Annotated in this window: 15 protein-coding genes; 7 read left to right on the top strand and 8 right to left on the bottom strand. The window is 61.7% G+C overall.

All coding sequences use genetic code 11. The features are described from left to right. Nucleotide 1: 1 nt before the first annotated feature. Together ACHZCU_RS13730 and ACHZCU_RS13725 are read left to right on the top strand one after the other, a co-directional pair. Complete coding sequence (locus ACHZCU_RS13730) at nucleotides 2-982, top strand: zinc-binding dehydrogenase (RefSeq protein ID WP_319519230.1); 981 nt, start codon at nucleotides 2-4, stop codon at nucleotides 980-982. Nucleotides 983-1,074: 92 nt separating this feature from the next. Further along, nucleotides 1,075-2,253: a serine hydrolase gene (locus ACHZCU_RS13725; protein ID WP_319519229.1), complete on the top strand. Its 1,179-nt coding sequence runs from the start codon at nucleotides 1,075-1,077 to the stop codon at nucleotides 2,251-2,253. On the opposite strand, the gene truB is transcribed toward ACHZCU_RS13725, so the two are convergent. The 7 genes from truB to ACHZCU_RS13690 all read right to left on the bottom strand — a co-directional run bounded on the left by truB (nucleotide 2,254) and on the right by ACHZCU_RS13690 (nucleotide 10,706). Further along, nucleotides 2,254-3,186, bottom strand: a complete 933-nt coding sequence (gene truB, locus ACHZCU_RS13720) for a tRNA pseudouridine(55) synthase TruB (RefSeq protein ID WP_319519228.1) — start codon at nucleotides 3,184-3,186, stop codon at nucleotides 2,254-2,256. Nucleotides 3,187-3,195: 9 nt separating this feature from the next. Beyond that, nucleotides 3,196-3,609, bottom strand: coding sequence for a 30S ribosome-binding factor RbfA (rbfA, locus tag ACHZCU_RS13715; protein WP_319519227.1), 414 nt, complete (start codon nucleotides 3,607-3,609; stop codon nucleotides 3,196-3,198). An 818-nt stretch (nucleotides 3,610-4,427) separates the two neighbouring features. Continuing rightward, nucleotides 4,428-7,193, bottom strand: a complete 2,766-nt coding sequence (gene infB, locus ACHZCU_RS13710; RefSeq protein WP_319519226.1) for a translation initiation factor IF-2 — start codon at nucleotides 7,191-7,193, stop codon at nucleotides 4,428-4,430. A gap of 101 nt (nucleotides 7,194-7,294) precedes the next feature. After that, the gene (locus ACHZCU_RS13705; protein WP_319519225.1) at nucleotides 7,295-7,957 is read right to left on the bottom strand and encodes an RNA-binding protein; all 663 of its coding nucleotides are present in this window, start codon (nucleotides 7,955-7,957) and stop codon (nucleotides 7,295-7,297) included. 6 nt (nucleotides 7,958-7,963) lie between these two features. Further along, nucleotides 7,964-9,619, bottom strand: a complete 1,656-nt coding sequence (gene nusA / locus ACHZCU_RS13700; protein ID WP_319519224.1) for a transcription termination factor NusA — start codon at nucleotides 9,617-9,619, stop codon at nucleotides 7,964-7,966. A 91-nt stretch (nucleotides 9,620-9,710) separates the two neighbouring features. Further along, complete coding sequence (rimP, locus tag ACHZCU_RS13695) at nucleotides 9,711-10,319, bottom strand: ribosome maturation factor RimP (RefSeq protein WP_394706062.1); 609 nt, start codon at nucleotides 10,317-10,319, stop codon at nucleotides 9,711-9,713. Nucleotides 10,320-10,454: 135 nt separating this feature from the next. Then, nucleotides 10,455-10,706 (bottom strand): hypothetical protein, encoded by a 252-nt coding sequence (locus ACHZCU_RS13690; protein ID WP_319519223.1) that lies wholly within the window; start codon nucleotides 10,704-10,706, stop codon nucleotides 10,455-10,457. Between ACHZCU_RS13690 and ACHZCU_RS13685 the strand changes: the two genes are divergently transcribed. Further along, nucleotides 10,659-12,305 carry an MFS transporter gene (locus ACHZCU_RS13685; protein WP_319519222.1) on the top strand — a complete coding sequence of 549 codons (1,647 nt, stop codon included), beginning with the start codon at nucleotides 10,659-10,661 and terminating at the stop codon, nucleotides 12,303-12,305. The genes ACHZCU_RS13690 and ACHZCU_RS13685 overlap by 48 nt on opposite strands. A gap of 336 nt (nucleotides 12,306-12,641) precedes the next feature. Here ACHZCU_RS13685 and ACHZCU_RS13680 read toward each other — a convergent pair whose 3' ends face one another. After that, nucleotides 12,642-13,928, bottom strand: a complete 1,287-nt coding sequence (locus ACHZCU_RS13680; RefSeq protein WP_319519221.1) for a lytic murein transglycosylase — start codon at nucleotides 13,926-13,928, stop codon at nucleotides 12,642-12,644. A gap of 281 nt (nucleotides 13,929-14,209) precedes the next feature. Between ACHZCU_RS13680 and ACHZCU_RS13675 the strand changes: the two genes are divergently transcribed. The 4 genes from ACHZCU_RS13675 (at nucleotide 14,210) to ACHZCU_RS13660 (ending at nucleotide 17,949) form a co-directional block, all read left to right on the top strand. Next, a complete protein-coding gene (locus ACHZCU_RS13675) occupies nucleotides 14,210-15,067 on the top strand; it encodes an undecaprenyl-diphosphate phosphatase (RefSeq protein ID WP_319519220.1) in 858 nt (285 codons plus the stop codon). Between the two features lie 142 nt (nucleotides 15,068-15,209). Beyond that, complete coding sequence (locus ACHZCU_RS13670) at nucleotides 15,210-15,902, top strand: glutathione S-transferase family protein (RefSeq protein ID WP_106303553.1); 693 nt, start codon at nucleotides 15,210-15,212, stop codon at nucleotides 15,900-15,902. A 50-nt stretch (nucleotides 15,903-15,952) separates the two neighbouring features. After that, the gene (gene queG / locus ACHZCU_RS13665; RefSeq protein ID WP_319519219.1) at nucleotides 15,953-17,092 is read left to right on the top strand and encodes a tRNA epoxyqueuosine(34) reductase QueG; all 1,140 of its coding nucleotides are present in this window, start codon (nucleotides 15,953-15,955) and stop codon (nucleotides 17,090-17,092) included. Then, nucleotides 17,083-17,949, top strand: a complete 867-nt coding sequence (locus tag ACHZCU_RS13660; RefSeq protein WP_319519218.1) for an SDR family oxidoreductase — start codon at nucleotides 17,083-17,085, stop codon at nucleotides 17,947-17,949. Before queG ends, ACHZCU_RS13660 begins: the two co-directional genes overlap by 10 nt. Nucleotides 17,950-17,952 lie beyond the last annotated feature (3 nt).

Raw genomic sequence — 17,952 nt, 5'->3', positions numbered from 1 at the left:
ATTGCTTGCAGCCATTCACGACACATTCGGCGAACCCGCCGACGTTCTTGTTGCGAGAGACACCGCCAAGCCGGAGCCCGGCCCGGGCCAGGTGCGCGTGCGCATGACGCTCAGCCCCATTCACAATCACGACCTCTGGACCATTCGCGGCAGCTATGGCTACAAGCCGGATCTGCCGGGGGCCATCGGCGGCAGTGAGGCACTTGGCGAGATCGAGACGGTCGGCGACAGCGTCGATCCTGCCATGATCGGCAAGCGCATTGCCGTGGCAGGCGTTCATGGCAGCTGGGCCGAGTTTTTCATCGCGCCGGCGGCGAGCGTGCTGCCGATGCCCGATGAAATCTCGGACACGGATGGCGCGCAGCTGATCGCCATGCCCTTCAGCGCCATTTCGCTTCTTGAAACGCTGCGCGCGAAAAAGGGCGACTGGATCATTCAGACGGCTGCCAACGGCGCGGTCGGAAAACTGATGACCACGCTGGCGAAAAACCGTGGTATCAACCTCGTCAGTCTCGTGCGCAGGAAAGAAGCAGTCACCGAGCTTCACGACCTCGGCATCGACAATGTGTTCTCCACAGCCGATGAAAACTGGAAGGACGATGTGCGCGCCCTGATCGGACAGGATGGCGCGGCATCCGCAATCGATTCCGTCGGCGGCAGCATTGCTGCCGATCTCGTCGATCTTCTGGGCGTGAACGGCGAGCTTGTGGTTTTCGGAACGGCCACCGGTGCACCGATGCCGCTTTCCTCCGGCGCGCTTATCATGAAGCACATCACCGTTCGCGGCTTCTGGGGTGCGCGCGTCGGCAAGGAGATGGATGACGACAAACGCAAGGCGCTGATCGGCGAACTGGTCGCGCTTGCCGCAAAGGGCGAACTGCAGCTCGATACCGGCGAAATCTTTCCGCTGGAACATGTGGTTGATGCCGTCAACGCGGCATTGAAACCGGGACGGAAGGGCAAGGTCATGCTACGCCCCTGAAAATGCGCCGCGCCGGGCAGCCCGACACCCGGCGCATTGCCGCCGGCGTGCCGCCATGCGACAGTCTGGACCACCTGCAAGGAACCTCGGACATGACCTATCGTAACACCATTGCCGCAGGCGCCATGACCGTGCTTGCGGCAGCCCCGCAGGCGTTTGCGAACCCGGCAGAGATCAAGGCCATCGAAACCCTCTGGCAAAACCCGCAGGATGCCGGCGCCCTCACCGCCGAAAGCTTTGCGCGGGCGGTTCCCGACGACGAGCTCACGGCCATCATCAATCGCCTGCGCGATGAGACCGGCGCGGCACTTTCCGTGACAGGCGACCAGGGCGTCTACACGATACACACCGAAACCCATGAAATTCCCGTCCAGATCGCGCTTGACGAAAACGGCAGGATAACGGGTCTGTTTTTCAGCCCGCCCGAGGCCCTGACCGAGGGTCCGGCGGCAACGCTTAACGCCTTCGAAGCGATGCCCGGAAAAATTTCCTATCTGGTGCTATCGGAAGACGAAACACTGTTTGCGAAAGAGGCCGACAGCGCGCTTGCCGTCGCCTCGGCGTTCAAGCTCGGCGTCCTCAAGGTGCTGCTCGATGATATCGCGTCGGGCACGAGGGACTGGCAGGATATCGCCATCCTCCAACCGGAAGACAAATCCCTGCCGACCGGTCGCCTGCAGGATTTTCCGGATGGATCGCCGCTGACGCTTCACACGCTCGCGACCTTGATGATTGCCGAAAGCGACAATACCGCAACCGATATGCTGATGCGCATTCTCGGGCCCGGTCGGGTTGCAGACGCTCTTGGCCTTGAAAGCGTGCTGACCACCCGCGCCATGTTTGCGCTGAAGGCCGACCCCGCTCTGGCCGCGCAATACGCCGCCGCCGCATCGCCCCGGGACAAGGCAGCGATCGCCGATCGGGCCACTTCACGCCCGTTGCCGGCCATCGCGGCCGTCACCGGACCGGCGACCGACGGCGTCGAATGGCATCTCTCCAACGCGAAACTGTGCGCCCTGATGCGCGCGGTGGCCGACGCGGATGTCTTTTCCGTCAATCCCGGCCCGGTGCGGACAAGAGCCTGGCAGTCGGTCGCCTACAAGGGCGGCAGCGAAACCGGCGTGCTGAACCTGACGGCAGCGCTGACCGGCAAAGATGGCCGCAAAGTCTGCGTTTCCCTCACCATCAACGACAAGACCGCCATCGATGAAACGACGGCGGTCGGTCTGTTCACGCGGCTGGCGCATCAGTTGGCCGAAAGCGGCAAATAGCTAGCCGAACACCCGGCGCGGCTTGAACTGGCCTTCGGCAATCTCGCCGATGGCAATGAGACGCCCGCCGATGGAGGCATAGGCTTCCGGTTCTTCGACCGGGGCGTGGGCGCCACGCAGAATGATCGGGTTGCCGAGCTTGAGACGGCGCGCCTGCTCGTCGGTGACAGGCACATGCGGCAGGTTGGCAAGCGCTTCGGATGTATCGACAAGAAACGCCTCAAGGGCTGCGAAGCGTTCGGCATCGTCCTCGATCTCTTCCAGCGCCGTCAGCTCAGAAAGCGGCACCAGCATGTCCTCCGAAAACGGCGCGACGAAAGGCCGGCGCAGCGCCGAGATATGGCCGTAGCAGCCGAGATCGCGCCCCATGTCGCGGGCCAGCGCACGCACATAGGTGCCCTTGCCGCATTCGACCTCGAAATCGGCGGCGTTTTCATCCGGGCAGCCGATCAGCGTCAGCCGGTGGATTTCAACCTCGCGGGTCGGGATATCGACCGTTTCGCCCTCGCGTGCCAGATCATAGGCGCGGTTACCGTCGATCTTGATGGCGGAGAACTGCGGCGGCACCTGTTCGATCACGCCGGTATATTTCTCTAAGAGCGCCTCGATGTCGGCCCGCGCCGGACGCTTGTCCGATGACTGCGTCACATCGCCCTCAAGATCGTCGGTCGCCCGTTCCTCGCCCCAGGTGACGGTGAATTCGTAGATCTTGCGGCCGTCCATCACATAAGGCACGGTCTTGGTGGCATCACCGAGCGCAATCGGCAGCATGCCGGAGGCAAGCGGATCGAGCGTGCCGGCGTGGCCAGCCTTCTGGGCCTTGAACAGCCACTTCACCTTGGAAACGGCTTCGGTCGAACCGAAATCGATCGGCTTGTCGAGGATCAGCCAGCCTGAAACGGGGCGGCCCTTGGGTTTTCTCTGTCGTGCCATATGCTGAAATTATTCTTTGTCTTCGTTGTCGTCGTCGTGGTCCAGATCGCGCGCCACTTCCGGCGAGTGCAGCAGCTCATCGATCTTGCGGAAATTCTCAAAGCTCGTGTCGTCGCGGAAACGCAGTTCCGGCATGTATTTCATCTGCCGGATCTCGCGACTGATGCGGCCGCGGATGAACTTCGCATGATGGTTCAGCGCGCGCACGGTCGCGTCATGGTCCCTGTCGCCCAGCGGGGTGACATAGGCAGTCGCGATCTTCAGGTCCGGCGACATCCGCACCTCGGAAATCGAGACGACGGTGTTTTCCAGCAGCGGATCGAGAACATCGCCGCGCTGGAGAACCTTGGTAATGGCGGCGCGAACCTGTTCACCAACGCGAAGCATGCGCTGGGAGGGCGCCGAGGAGGTAGCTCTCGTCATATCAACCTTGGTCTTTAAATCGTTCGTGTTTGTCTGGTGCCCGCCATTTGACGGGGTTCGAACCCGCGCGGACATGCTCCGATGACTGGCGGGTCGTGTAACCCTTCGGCGGCAGAAGGTCAATCGCAGAACCGCCGCCTGCCCGGAAACCGGGAAGCCCATCGACGGCGGCCATCAAAAAAAACGACGTTTCAGCGCAGAAGCGCGATCATTTGATTCAGCGCAAATCGTCCGGGCCGATTCGGCGCTAGAACTGACTTCAGACAGATGAGGCACGTACCCGCCTCAAATAGCAAAAGGAATTCAAAGCTCAGGGCGTTTCACGATCTCCTCCTCCTTCAATAGCTGAAACGCTTTGTAAGGCCGTCCCGCAGGCCAATCTCCCTCCTCTCAATTGCGGGGAATAAACGGATCGCCTCAAACGATCCGTTTCAGTTCCGGTCCAACCGGAAAAGCCCGGCGCGCTGCTCCTCAAGAGTTGTTCGCCGGGCTTTCTGTTTTTAGGCGTCTGCGGTCGCCGCCGCGCACGAAAAAACCGGCCGAAACCGGTTCAGACTGCCGCCAGACCTATCCACTCTACGGACGTCATCCTCGGTCTTGTACCGAGGATCTAACCCCGTTGCCGCATGTGCGGAGCTTCTGTTTTACACCGGATTGAACGTTTCCGTTTTTCCATCCGAAACGTCTGTCGCGGGGAGACGTGCTTAGATGCTCGGGACAGGCCCGAGCATGACGAATGAGGGTTTAGCACCCCTTGTCCACGCACGAAAAAACCGGCCGAAGCCGGTTTCCTCAATTCTGTCCTCACTGCTCCGAAATCAGAGCGAGCGGGTGATGTGCTCGACGCGGAAGGCCTCAATGATATCGCCTGCGCGAATATCTTCGTAGTTCTCGAAGGCCATGCCGCATTCCTGGCCGCCCGGCACTTCGGAAACTTCATCCTTGAAGCGCTTCAGCGTCTTCAGCTTGCCTTCGTGGATAACCACGTTGTCGCGGATGAGGCGAACACCGGCGCCACGTTCCATCTTGCCTTCGGTAACCCGGCAACCTGCAACCTTGCCGACCTTGGTAATGTTGAAGACCTCGAGGATCTCGGCATTGCCAAGGAAGGTCTCGCGCCGTTCCGGCGACAGAAGACCCGACATCGCGGCTTTCACATCGTCCACCAGATCGTAGATGATGTTGTAGTAGCGGATTTCGATACCGGCCTGTTCGGCGGCCCGGCGGGCCTGTGCATTGGCACGGACGTTGAAGCCGATGATTGCCGCATCGGAGGCTTCCGCCAGCGAGATATCCGATTCGGTGATACCGCCGGCTGCCGCATGAACGACACGGGCGCGCACTTCGTCGGTTCCCAGTTTCTCAAGCGCGGCATTGATGGCTTCAACCGAGCCCTGCACGTCGCCCTTGATCAAAAGCGGGAATTCCTTGAGGCCGGTATCCTGCAGCTGGCTCATCATCTGTTCGAGCGAACCGCGCGAACCGGACTGGCGAGCCGCCGCCTTGTCGCGGGCAAGCCGCTGGCGATACTCGGAAACCTCACGGGCCTTCGCCTCGTTTTCAACGACGGCAAAGCGATCGCCGGCTGACGGCGTGCCGCCGAGGCCGAGGATTTCGACCGGCATGGACGGCCCGGCTTCCTTCACATGTTCGCCGTGATCGTCGATCAGCGCGCGTACACGGCCCCACTGGTCACCGGCGACAAGAACCTGCCCCGGCTTCAGCGTGCCCTTCTGCACCAGAACGGTCGCGACCGAACCACGGCCACGGTCGAGCTGAGCTTCGATGACAACCCCTTCGGCCGTACGGTCGGGGTTGGCCTTGAGGTCAAGGATTTCCGACTGCAGCAGGATCGCTTCCAGAAGCTTGTCGAGATTCTGACCGGTCTTGGCCGAAACTTCGACTTCCAGCACCTCGCCGCCCATGGTTTCGACGAACACTTCATGCTGAAGCAGTTCGGTACGCACCTTCTGGGCATCCGCCGCCGGCTTGTCGATCTTGTTGATGGCAACGATGATCGGAACACCGGCCGCCTTGGCGTGATTGATGGATTCAATCGTCTGCGGCATGACGCTGTCGTCAGCAGCAACCACCAGAATGGCGATATCCGTCACTTCGGCACCACGGGCACGCATCGCGGTAAAGGCGGCGTGACCGGGAGTATCGATGAAGGTGATCTTCTGACCGTCCTGCTCGACCTGATAGGCACCGATATGCTGGGTAATGCCGCCGGCTTCACCGGAAACGACATTGGCATGACGGATAGCATCGAGCAGCGAAGTCTTGCCGTGGTCGACGTGGCCCATAATGGTCACGACCGGCGCACGCGGCTCCAGATCGGCCTCGTCATCGGAAACGTCGAAAATGCCTTCCTCGACATCCGATTCGGCAACGCGCTTGACGGTATGGCCGAATTCCGTGGCGATCAGCTCGGCGAGATCGGCATCGATCACGTCGCCGGGCTTCATCATCTGCCCTTCCTTCATCAGGTACTTGATGACGTCAACGGCCCGTTCGGACATGCGCTGCGACAGTTCCTGAATGGTGATGGTTTCCGGCAGAACGACCTCGCGCAGAACCTTTTCACGCGGCTCCTGCGTCTGGGCGCGGCGCATCTTTTCCTGACGGCGGCGCATGGCCGAAAGCGAACGACCGCGCTGGTTGCCACCATCATCGTCACCGGTGACGGCGGTGACCGTCAGCTTGCCACGGCGACGCTCGCCCGTGCCCTTGGGACGGGATGCAGGCTTGTTGGCCGGCGTTTCTGGGCGAAGCGTCTTGCCGCGTGCGGGTGCACCGGCTTCTTCCGTTTCGCGGCGCGGTTTGCGTCCACGACCGGCATCGCCCTCGTCGTCGGATTCGGTGCGCGCCTGCGGGCGGTGGCGCGGTGCGGCACGGCTCGGCTTGGCGTCTTCGCCGGGCGGCAGGTCGGCTGCGGCAGGCGCTTCTGCGGCTGCCGGCGTTTCCGCCGCTTCTTCCTTTTCCTTGGCTGCGTCCAGGGCTGCCTGTTTCTTGGCTTCCTCGGCGTCGCGCTTTGCCTGTTCCTCGGCTTCGCGCTTGGCGGCCTCTTCGGCCTGGCGGCGTTCTTCCTCTTCGCGCTTGCGGCGTTCGGCCTCTTCGACCTCGCGCTGCTGTGCCATCACCAGTGCACGGCGACGGGCATCCATTTCGCCCTGGGAAAGATCGTGCAGAACATTGCCGCGCTGGCGCCCCTGGCCGCCATTGCCGCGGTCGGGCTGCTGCCCGCCGCGCTGGCGATTCTGGCCGCCGGGACGCGAAGGCTGTCCCTTGGGCTGGCGTTGCTGCCGGCTGGCATCGTCGGCGCGGCGCGTCTGGCTTTCGGCTGCCTGCGGCTTGGCCGGCGCCGGATTGCGCGGTGCTGCTGCGGGGGCCGGCTTGGCTGCCGAGTTGGTTTCCTCGCTCGGCTTGTGCAGCCGGCGCTTGCGTGTTTCCACCACGACCGCCTTAGTGCGACCGCGGCCCATATCCTGGCGCACGGTACCCTGGCTGACACCCGACGGCTTGAGCTTCAGTGTCTTCTTGCCGGTATCGTTGGATGTCTTGTCGTCTTTACTGTCCGTCATTCGGTTCCCGTTCCTTGGCGCGGGAACCGCCGTCATCTAGACAGACGCAATTCCCGCCTTGAAATTCATGCTCTGGCGCACGGCCAAATTCCGTGACGTCGTCATTTGTTCGTCATCGCGGCTTTTCCTTCAGTTCCGGGAGCGGCCCGGTACCTTTGAAGCATCATCGCGCGCTTCACTACACCCTCTCCGGCCTTTCCCGCAAGCGCCGCGGCATGTTTAAACGCATTCTCATGCAAAAGAGTGTCGATTTCCGCAGCCCCGAAAGGGACAAGTGCCGGAATCGGCCCGTCGGTCTCCATCTGCAGACAGAAGGCCTTGCGGGCCTGGTCAAGCTTGCGCCTGCCATCGGGCGCAGCATCGGCGGCATGGAATACGGCAAGCGCCGCACCACTTCTCACCGCAAGATCGACCTTGGCCGAACCGGTGACGAATTCACCCGCCTTGCGGGCCATGTTGATCATACCCGCAAGATTACGCGCCAGCAACACATCAACCATGTCGCCGAGATCTGCCGGGGCTTCCACCTTCTGTTTCAGCGCCCGGGAAAACAGATTTTTCGACACCGCCTTGTCGACAGCCCAGCGTTCCGCCGTCACCCAGCAGCCCCGGCCCGGCAGTTCCCGTTTGAGATCGGGAACGACCTTGCCGTCAGGGCCGGCGACGAAGCGGATCAGATCGTCCGGCCCGCCGGCATTGCGGGTCACGATGCAGGTGCGCGCGTTCATCGCCGCCTCTTCAGCCACTTTGCGGGGTGTGCTCACAGGGCCTTACGCGCTCGTATTGCCTTCATCATCGGAAGACACGGCCTCTTCACCGGCGTCCTCTTCGGCAACACCCTCCTCATCTTCACTTACCTCTTCGGCAACCACGAGGTCTTCCTCGGTGATCCAGCCGACGGCAAGACGGGCCTGAACGACCATGTTTTCAGCCTCGACCCGCGACAGGTCGAAACCGGAAAGCGTGCCTTCGAAACGCTTGGTCTGTCCGTTCTGACGCTCGGTCCAGCCGACGAGGTCGTCGGCAGCGCAACCGGCGAAGTCTTCCATGGTCTTGATGTCGTCCTCGCCAAGGGCCACCATCATTGCAAGGGTCATGCCGTCGATCTGGCGCAGGTCGTCGGAAACGCCAAGTGCGCGGCGCTTCTCGTCAAGCTCGGCTTCCTGGCGTTCCAGGAATTCCTTGGCGCGCATCTGGATTTCTTCGGCCGTCTCTTCATCGAAGCCCTCGATGGCGGCGATTTCCTCAAGCTCGACATAAGCCAGTTCCTCGATGGCCGCAAAGCCCTCGGAAGCCAGAACCTGACCGACCATTTCGTCAACGTCGAGCGCATCCATGAACAGCTGCGACCGTTCGTTGAATTCCTTCTGACGGCGTTCCGATTCCTCGTTTTCCGTCATGATGTCGATGTCCCAGCCGGTGAGCTGCGAGGCGAGACGGACATTCTGGCCGCGACGGCCGATCGCCAGCGACAGCTGGTCGTCCGGCACCACGACGTCGATACGCTCGGCGTCCTCGTCCAGCACCACCTTGGCGACTTCAGCCGGCTGCAGCGCGTTGACGATGAACGACGCCGGGTCTTCCGACCACGGAATGATGTCGATCTTCTCGCCCTGAAGCTCGCCGACAACGGCCTGAACACGGGAGCCGCGCATACCGACACAGGCGCCGACCGGATCGATCGACGAATCGGACGAGATCACCGCGATCTTGGCGCGCGAGCCCGGATCACGGGCAACCGACTTGATGGTGATGATGCCGTCGTAGATTTCCGGCACTTCCATGGTGAACAGCTTGACCATGAACTGCGGATGGGTGCGCGACAGGAAAATCTGCGGCCCGCGCTGTTCGCGGCGGACATCGTAGACATAGGCGCGGATGCGGTCGCCGTAACGCGGCACTTCGCGCGGGATCATCTCGTCGCGACGGATGATCGCCTCGCCACGGCCGAGATCGACGATGACATTGCCGTATTCGACGCGCTTGACCGTGCCGTTGACGATCTCGCCGATGCGGTCTTTGTATTCGTCGAACTGACGGTCGCGCTCGGCTTCACGCACCTTCTGCACGATCACCTGCTTGGCGGACTGGGCGGCAATACGGCCGAAATCCATCGGCGGCAGCGGGTCGGCAATGAAGTCACCGAGCTTGGCTTCCGGGTTGCGGTCGAGCGCCAGGGTCAGCGGGATCTGGGTGCTGTAATCCTCGGCTTCCTCGACCACTTCCAGCAGACGCTGCAGGTGGATTTCGCCGGTCTTCGGGTTGATGTCAGCGCGGATATTGGTTTCCGATCCGTAACGCGACTTGGCCGCCTTCTGAATGGCGTCGGCCATGGCGGTGAGAACGATCTCGCGATCGATGGATTTTTCACGCGCCACCGCATCGGCAATCTGCAACAGTTCAAGCCGGTTCGCACTTACTGCCATTTTCCTGGTCTCCGTCCTTGCCACCGGAACCGCACCGGTTCCGTGAATATCCTAAAATCGAATGCCGCCCGTCAGCCGGGTCCGGCGCTCATCAGTTGTCTTCGCTGTCGGCGACGTCTTCGTCGTCGTCATTTTCATTGGCCGCCTTCTGCTTGGCCAGCTTGTCGGCCCTCAGCGCCTCGCGAATGAGTTCGTCCGTCAGAATCAGCTTTGCGTCCGAAAGCGCCGAAAACGGAATGGTCACTTCGGACGGTTCGCCATAGGCAACGCCGTCGCGCAAAAGCGTGAAGCCATCGACATCGGCCTCGATGATCCGCCCGCGGAAGCGCTTGCGCTCGTTGACGAGCACCGAAGTCTCGCACTTCAGGAGATGGCCCTTCCAGCGATAGAAATCGGACTTGCGCACCATCGGCCGGTCGATCCCCGGCGAGGAAACCTCCAGGTGGTAGGCCCGGTCGATCGGGTCTTCGACATCCAGCACCGGCGAGATGGCCTGCGAGACCTCCTCGCAATCCTCCACCGTCATGGTGCCGTCGAAACGCTCGGCCATGATCTGCAGCGTCAGCCCGTTCTGGCCCGAAAGCCTGACACGCACCAGCTTGAAGCCGATATCTTCCAGAACAGGCTCGATCATGTCGGCAATCCGCTTGTCGACGCCCGTTTCCACAATCAGCCGTTCTTCTCTTTCTTTGTCCGCCATCTGTTTCAAATCTGCCAAAAGGTTGCTCCAGGCGGTCACGACCGCCTCCCGCGCCAAATAAAAAAGAGCGGGTCCGCGAGGTCCCACTCTTCATCTGACGATCAAGAATTTGAGCTTTAAATACGCCCTCGTCATTCAAATTGCAAGTTTTATCGCCAGCGACAGCGACAGCGACAGCGACAGCGACAGCGACAGCGACAGCGACAGCGACAGCGACAGCGACAGCGACCACGCACGGTGCAGTGCGTATAGGCAAGAGGCTAAACAACGCCCTATAATGTAATGTGCTGCCGGATTCGCACCGGCATAAACCCGGCAGATCAGGACAGAGAACAGTTCATGCAGCCCGCGCCCGATCCGAAATCGCTTTTCACCCCTTTCGCGCATCCGACATTCCGCAATATCTGGCTGGCCTCCGTCGCGTCCAATCTCGGCAGCATGATCCAGAATGTCGGCGCGGCATGGATGATGACCTCGATCTCGGGCTCGGAAAGCATGGTGGCGCTGGTCCAGTCCTCGACCACACTGCCGGTGATGCTGTTTGCTCTGGTCGCCGGCGCCATTGCCGATGGTTTCGACCGCAGGCGGGTGATTCTTTCCGCACAGCTTTTCATGTTCACGGTCTCCGTGCTTCTGGCTGTCGCCACCTTTACCGGCCTGATCACGCCGTGGCTGCTTCTGGCCTTCACCTTTCTCATCGGCTGCGGCAATGCGATGAACAACCCGTCCTGGCAGGCTTCCGTCGGCGATATGGTTCCGCGTTCCGATCTTCCCGGCGCCGTCACGCTCAATTCCGTCGGTTTCAACATCACCCGCAGTCTCGGCCCGGCGGTCGGCGGCACCATCGTTGCCGTCGGCGGCGGGGCGGCAGCCTTCACGGTCAACGCCTTCAGCTATCTCGGTCTTCTGACGGTGATCTACCGCTGGAAATTCCGCCGGCCGGAAAGCCCGCTGCCGCGCGAGAAGATGACCACCGCAATCGGCGCGGGCCTGCGCTATGTCGCGATGTCGCCGAACATCCTGAAGGTCATTCTGCGCGCGTTCGTCTTCGGCCTCGCATCGGTTTCGGTGCTGGCCCTGCTGCCGATCGTGGCGCGCGACGTGATCGTCGGCGGCCCGCAGACTTTCGGCATCATGCTCGGGGCTTTCGGCATCGGCGCCATCGGCGGCGCCTTTGCCAATTCGCATGCGCGCGCCCGGCTTTCCAACGAAACGATCGTCAGGCTCTCCTTCCTCCTGTTTGCGGCAAGCGCGGTGGTGATCGGCGTTTCGACGTCATTGATAATCGATTGTCTCGCGCTGCTGTTTGCCGGCGCCTGCTGGGTGCTGGCGCTGTCGCTGTTCAACACCGTCGTGCAGTTGACGACGCCGCGCTGGGTTGTCGGCCGCGCGCTGTCGCTTTACCAGACCGCCTCCTTCGGCGGCATGGCGCTCGGTAGCTGGATATGGGGACAGGTTGCGGAAAACCAGTCGATCACGGCAGCATTTCTGGCCGCTGCCGCCGTCATGGCGATCGGTGCATCGATCGGTCTTGTTCTCAAGATGCCGGCGCTCGAAAGCCTCAATCTCGACCCGCTGAACCGGTTCCAGATGCCCGAGCCGAGGCTCGACCTTCTGGCGCGCAGCGGTCCCGTCGTCGTTGAAACCCGCTTCATCATCAGCCCGGACGATACGCAGGAATTCCTCCGGCTGATGGTCGAACGGCGGCGCATCCGCAAACGCGACGGTGCGCGCAAATGGGCGCTGATGCGCGATATCGCCGACCCTGAAGTGTGGATCGAGACCTATCATGCGCCGACATGGGTGGATTATGTCCGCCACAACCAGCGCCGCACCGTGGCCGATGCCGAAAACCTCGACCGCATCCGCGCCCTGCACCGCGGGGATGGACGCCCGGAAGTCCGGCGCATGATCGAACGGCAGGCCATCCCGCCGCGCGACGAGGTCTTCAACCGCCCCTACCACATGCACCATCAGCATCACTGATGGTGTGGCGTGGCGGCGCGTATGAACGAGCCCATGAGCGACAGTCCGTTTCTGCGAAATTGTTATCCGGGCATGCTTGCAGCCATCATTCTCCCCTCAGAGAGCAGAGCTATCGCAGATGGCCTTGGATCTCGCTCCATATACTCTCTCCCGCTTGCGGGAGAGATGCCCCGACAGGGGCAGTGAGGGTGAAGCAGCATTTCAATTCGCGAGGGCGTCCGAGGGGAAAGCTCCCCCCTCACTGTCGCTTTCGCGACATCTCTCCCCTCCGGGGCGAGAAGACGTGGGGGCTATGCGGCTACTCAAGCGACCTTTGCTTCAGCACGAACCCCACGACTACCGCAGCAATTCGTTCTTGAGCGTCGGCGTTGGCCAGCAGGTCTGCTGGACGCGGTTGCGCATCTGCCAGTCGCCGATGGAGCGGCGGGTCTTGTAGCCGACGAGGCCATCCGCGCCGCCGGTGTCGTAGCCCATGCCCATCAGCTTGCGCTGCATGGCGGCGACATCGGAACGCAACAGCGTGCCGGTCCTCTGCCATGGCTGGACGAACGGCCCCATGCCATACTGGATACGGTCGGCAAGATTGCCGACAAACAGCGCGTAGAGGTCGGAATTGTTGTATTTCTTCAGCACATAGAAATTCGGCGTGACGATGAATTCCGGCCCGTAGCGCCCCTGCGGCACCAGCATCATGCCGGGCTTGCGCAATTCGTCTGCCGGAAAGCTCTTGCCCTGAACGCGGGCAATGCCCTGTTTCACCCAGGCCGAAATGGCGCGCGCATTGTCCGGCCCTTCCTGGGCGCAGGATACGTTGTCGGGAATCACGGCTTCATAGCCCCAGTCGCGGCCGCGCTCCCAGCCGTCGCTTGCCAGATGCTTGGCAATCGTCGCCAGCGAATCCGGCACCGAATCCCAGACGTCGATAACGCCGTCACCGTCAAAATCGACGGCATAGTTCAGGAAATTCGTCGGCATCAGCTGCGGCTGGCCGAAGGCACCGGCCCATGACGCCTTGCGCTTGTCGAGGGGGGCTGCCCCGCTCTGGATGATCTGCAGCGCGGCGATGAATTCGCGCTGGAACATCTCCTGACGCGAACCGGTCATGAATGCCTTGGTGCCGAGCACCTGCAGAATGTCGTATTTTTCTTCCGCCGCGCCATAGCCCATTTCGCGGCCCCAGATCGCCAGCACGATGCGCCCCGGCACGCCGTAGCGCGCCTCGATCTGGTCCAGAACCGGCTTGTACTGGTTGTAGAGCTTGCGGCCCCTGACGGCGAGATAGTTCAGATTGTTCTCGGAAAAATAAGGTCCGGGTTCGGAAAATTCCGGCTGGGTCTGTCTGCGTTTCTGCGGCGGCTTGGTCCCCGGCGGCACCAGATCGGGCAGCGACCAGTTGATGGTGAGCCCCTGCGTTACGCGATCATAGACGTTTGCCGAAACGCCCGACCGCAATGCAGCGCTGCGCATATCGGAACCGAGCCAGTTCTGGAACTGGCGGTCGACCTGGCCGCGGTCATAGGCATTGGCGACACCGGAAAGGCCGGCGCCTGCCGCAAAAGCGAGCACGAAGGCGACAAGCGCAAAGACAACACGGGCGGCATGCAGCGGGCGGAACCTGAACATCGGCAATTCTCCTTCGCGCGCGATCTTCAAAGAACATGGTTACCGAAAGATGAACACGGAAGGCCTCGAAACAGAAAAAGGCAATATCGCCAATCACGCTGAGGTGAGGGCAAGGCTGCCGGCGCCCCTGCCCGTGCCGCACTTCCAAATCTCTCCATGTTCCTCTACTAAGAAAAGGCGGTCGCGTGGTCATATAGGGTGATTGCGCCAACGCCGGACTTTTGTTTTTTTTCAGATCATATTTCACGTTTCGTTTTGAAAGATCAGGGATATTTGAGCGCATGGATATCGGTTGGATCGAAGCCGCCTTTCTCGGCCTGTTGCAGGGGCTGACAGAATTCCTGCCGATTTCCTCGAGTGCGCATCTGCGCATTGCGGGTGAGTTTCTGCCGTCCGGCGCCGATCCGGGCGCAGCCTTCACCGCGATCACCCAGATCGGCACGGAAACCGCCGTTCTCGTCTATTTCTGGTCCGATATCATGCGCATCGCCAGCGCCTGGCTCGCGAAGAACCTGAAGTTCGGCGACTATCCGGGCCGGCACGCGGAAGCGGATGTGCGCATGGGCTGGCTGATCATCGTCGGTTCGGTTCCGATCGTGGTTCTCGGCCTGCTCTTCAAGGACCAGATCGAGCATTCGCTGCGCAATCTCTATATCACCGCGACCATGCTGATCGTCTTCGGCCTGATCATGGGCTATGCCGACAAGGTCGGCGCCAAGAAGGTCACGCTCGACAAGCTCGGCTGGCGCGACGGCATTCTTTACGGGTTTGCCCAGGCGATGGCGCTGATTCCCGGCGTTTCGCGCTCGGGCGGCACCATCAGCGCCGGTTTGCTGCTCGGCTACACCCGCGAGGCGGCGGCGCGCTATTCGTTTCTGCTGGCCGTGCCGGCGGTCTTCGGGTCGGGCTTCTACCAGCTGTTCAAGAGCATCGGCGAAGACAATCCGGTCGGCTGGGGCGCAACCGCACTGGCAACCCTGATCGCCTTTGTCGTCGGTTACGCGGTGATCATTTTCTTCCTTCGGCTGGTTTCCACCCGCAACTACATGCCCTTCGTCTATTACCGTCTGCTTCTGGGCGGCGCGCTGCTGGTGCTTCTGGCTCTTGGCGTGATCAGCCCCGGTGGCGGAACCGTCTAGCCGGTCACCCATCGTTAATCCTTCGGCGATAGAATGAAGACGTTGAACCCGAACGACTTGACCGGCCATTCACAGCCCCTGCTCCGCATTTGAAACGGGAACGGGCCGTGACTGTGCTCATGCTCCAAGCGACGAAAGCCAGATGTCTACGCTCTACCATCATCCCATGTCCGCCGCTTCGCGGTTCATTCGTCTCGTCATCGGCGAATATGCCTTCGAGATCGACCTGATCGAGGAACGTCCCTGGGAAAAGCGCAAGGCCTTTCTGACTGCAAACCCGGCGGGCACGCTGCCGGTTTATGTCGATGACAACATGCGCGCGCTTTGTGGCCCGTTTGTGATCGCCGAGTTCATGGACGAGACCCACGGGGTTTTGCAGCGCGAACGCCGGCTTCTGGCCGAAGAACCGTTCCAGCGCGCCGAAATCCGCCGGCTGACCGAATGGTTCCTGCTCAAGCTTGAGCAGGATGTCACCTATCCGCTTTGCCGCGAACGCGTCTACAAACTGCAGATGAGCAGCGAACGCGGCGGCGGCGCGCCGGATTCGCGGGTTTTGCGTGCGGCCCGCGCCAATATCCGCCAGCACATGAAATATCTGGCCTGGCTTGCCGGAAACCGGGGCTGGCTTGCGGGCAAACGCATGAGCTATGCCGACCTTTCCGCCGGCGGCGCGATTTCCGTGCTCGATTATCTGGGCGAAATCAACTGGGACGAGGTTCCCGCCGCCAAGGAATGGTACCAGCGGCTGAAGTCGCGCCCGGCCTTCCGCACGCTTCTGGCCGACCGCGTGCGCGGCGTTGTGCCGGTTTCCCACTACGCTGATCTGGATTTTTGAGCCGCAAGACGCCACCTTCAGGAGAAGCGGCGCAACCGAGCGGTGGATCAATGGCTGAACGCCGGGAAAAACTGAAACGCTTTGTGCAGGAGGAGGCGAAGGCAATCGGCTTCGACGACTGCAGGATTGCGCGCGCCGAAGACATGCCGGAAGCCGCCGCAGCGCTCGGTGAATTCGTCGCCAAGGGCTATTACGGCCAGATGAAATGGATGGCCGAAACGCTGGAACGGCGTTCCTCGCCGCTCAAACTCTGGCCCGAAGCACGCTCCGTCGTCATGCTGGCAATGAATTACGGGCCGGACGAAGACCCGCGCCCGCTTCTCAAACAGCCCGACCGCGCCAATATTTCCGTTTATGCCCGCAACCGCGACTATCACGATGTCATCAAGGGCAAGCTGAAGCAGATGGCCGGCCGGTTCGCCGCCCGCTCCGGCGCGGATGTGAAAGTGTTTGTCGACACCGCCCCGGTGATGGAAAAGCCGATTGCCGCCAAGGCCGGCATTGGCTGGCAGGGCAAGCACACCAATCTGGTCAGCCGGGAATTCGGCTCTTGGCTGTTCCTCGGCTCGATCTTCACCACCGAGGAACTGGAACCAGACCGGACGGAAAAGGACTTTTGCGGCTCCTGCCGGGCCTGTCTCGACGCCTGCCCGACCGCGGCCTTTCCCGCGCCCTACAAGCTCGATGCCCGGCGCTGCATTTCCTATCTCACCATCGAGCATCACGGTGTCATCCCCGAAGAATTTCGCGAAGCGATGGGCAACCGCATCTATGGCTGCGATGATTGTCTTGCGGCCTGCCCCTGGAACAAGTTCGCCCAAAGCGCATCGGAGATGAAGCTTGCCGCCCGCGACGACCTGAAGGCGCCGGAACTCTCCATGTTTCTAGGATTTGACGACGCCGCATTCCGGAAATTCTTCACCGGCTCGCCGATCAAGCGTATCGGGCGCAACCGGTTTGTCCGCAACTGTCTGATCGCCGCCGGCAACAGCGGGCACGGTTTTCTGGCTGGCCAGTGTCGCGTGCTCGCCGATGACGAAAGCCCCGAGGTTCGCGCCATGGCGGTCTGGGCGCTGGCGCGGCTGCTGCCACAGGCGGAATTTGCGGCATTGGCAAGAGCGCGTCCCCGTGACACAGATGAAGATGTTCGCCGTGAATGGCAACGCGAGGAGGAAATGTTATGCATCTGATTGTTTTCGGCGCGGGATATTCCGGGCGGACGATCGGTTCGGCGCTGGCGCCGGACTGCGGACATGTCGCCGGCACCACGCGTTCGGCAGAAAATGCCGCAGCCCTTGGCGCATGCGGTATCGAGACCTTCATCTTCGATGGCCAGACCATCGACCGTTCGCTTGCCCACAAGCTGCGCTCGGCGACCCATATCGTGCAGTCGATTCCGCCGGGCGAGGATGGCGATCCGCTTCTCCGGATCGCGCGCAAAGCGGTGCATTACGAACTGCCATCGCTGCAATGGGTCTGCTACCTCTCCACCGTTGGCGTCTATGGCGATCATGACGGTGCCTGGGTGGATGAAACGTCGGAATGCCGGCCGACATCCGAACGTTCCAAACGCCGTCTCGAGGCCGAGCAGCAATGGCTGGAAACCGGCGAAAAGCATGGCATTCCCGTAGCGATCCTGCGCCTTTCGGGCATTTACGGCCCCGGCCGCAATGCTTTCCGCAAACTGATGGACGGCACCCAGAAACGCGTGATCAAGGAAAACCAGGTCTTCAACCGCATCCGGGTCGAGGATATCGGTTATGCCACGGCCTTTCTTGCCGAGCACGGTTTCGGCGGCATTTTCAACGTGACCGACAACGAGCCCTCGCCGCCGCAGGATGTGATCGAGGAAGCCGCCCGACTGATGGGTATCGAACCGCCGCCGGCCGTCGCATTCGAGGATGCCGACCTCTCGCCGATGGCGCGCTCGTTCTGGGGCGAAAACAAGCGGGTCAGCAATGCCAAGCTGAAAAAGCTCGGCTATGAATTCGAATTCCCGAATTACCGGCAGTCGCTCAAACAGATGTGGGACATGAAGGCCTACTGAGAG

The sequence above is a fragment of the uncultured Martelella sp. genome, from assembly GCF_963677965.2.
Lineage (GTDB): Bacteria > Pseudomonadota > Alphaproteobacteria > Rhizobiales > Rhizobiaceae > Martelella > Martelella mangrovi.
This window is presented reverse-complemented; position numbering and strand designations above follow the sequence as displayed.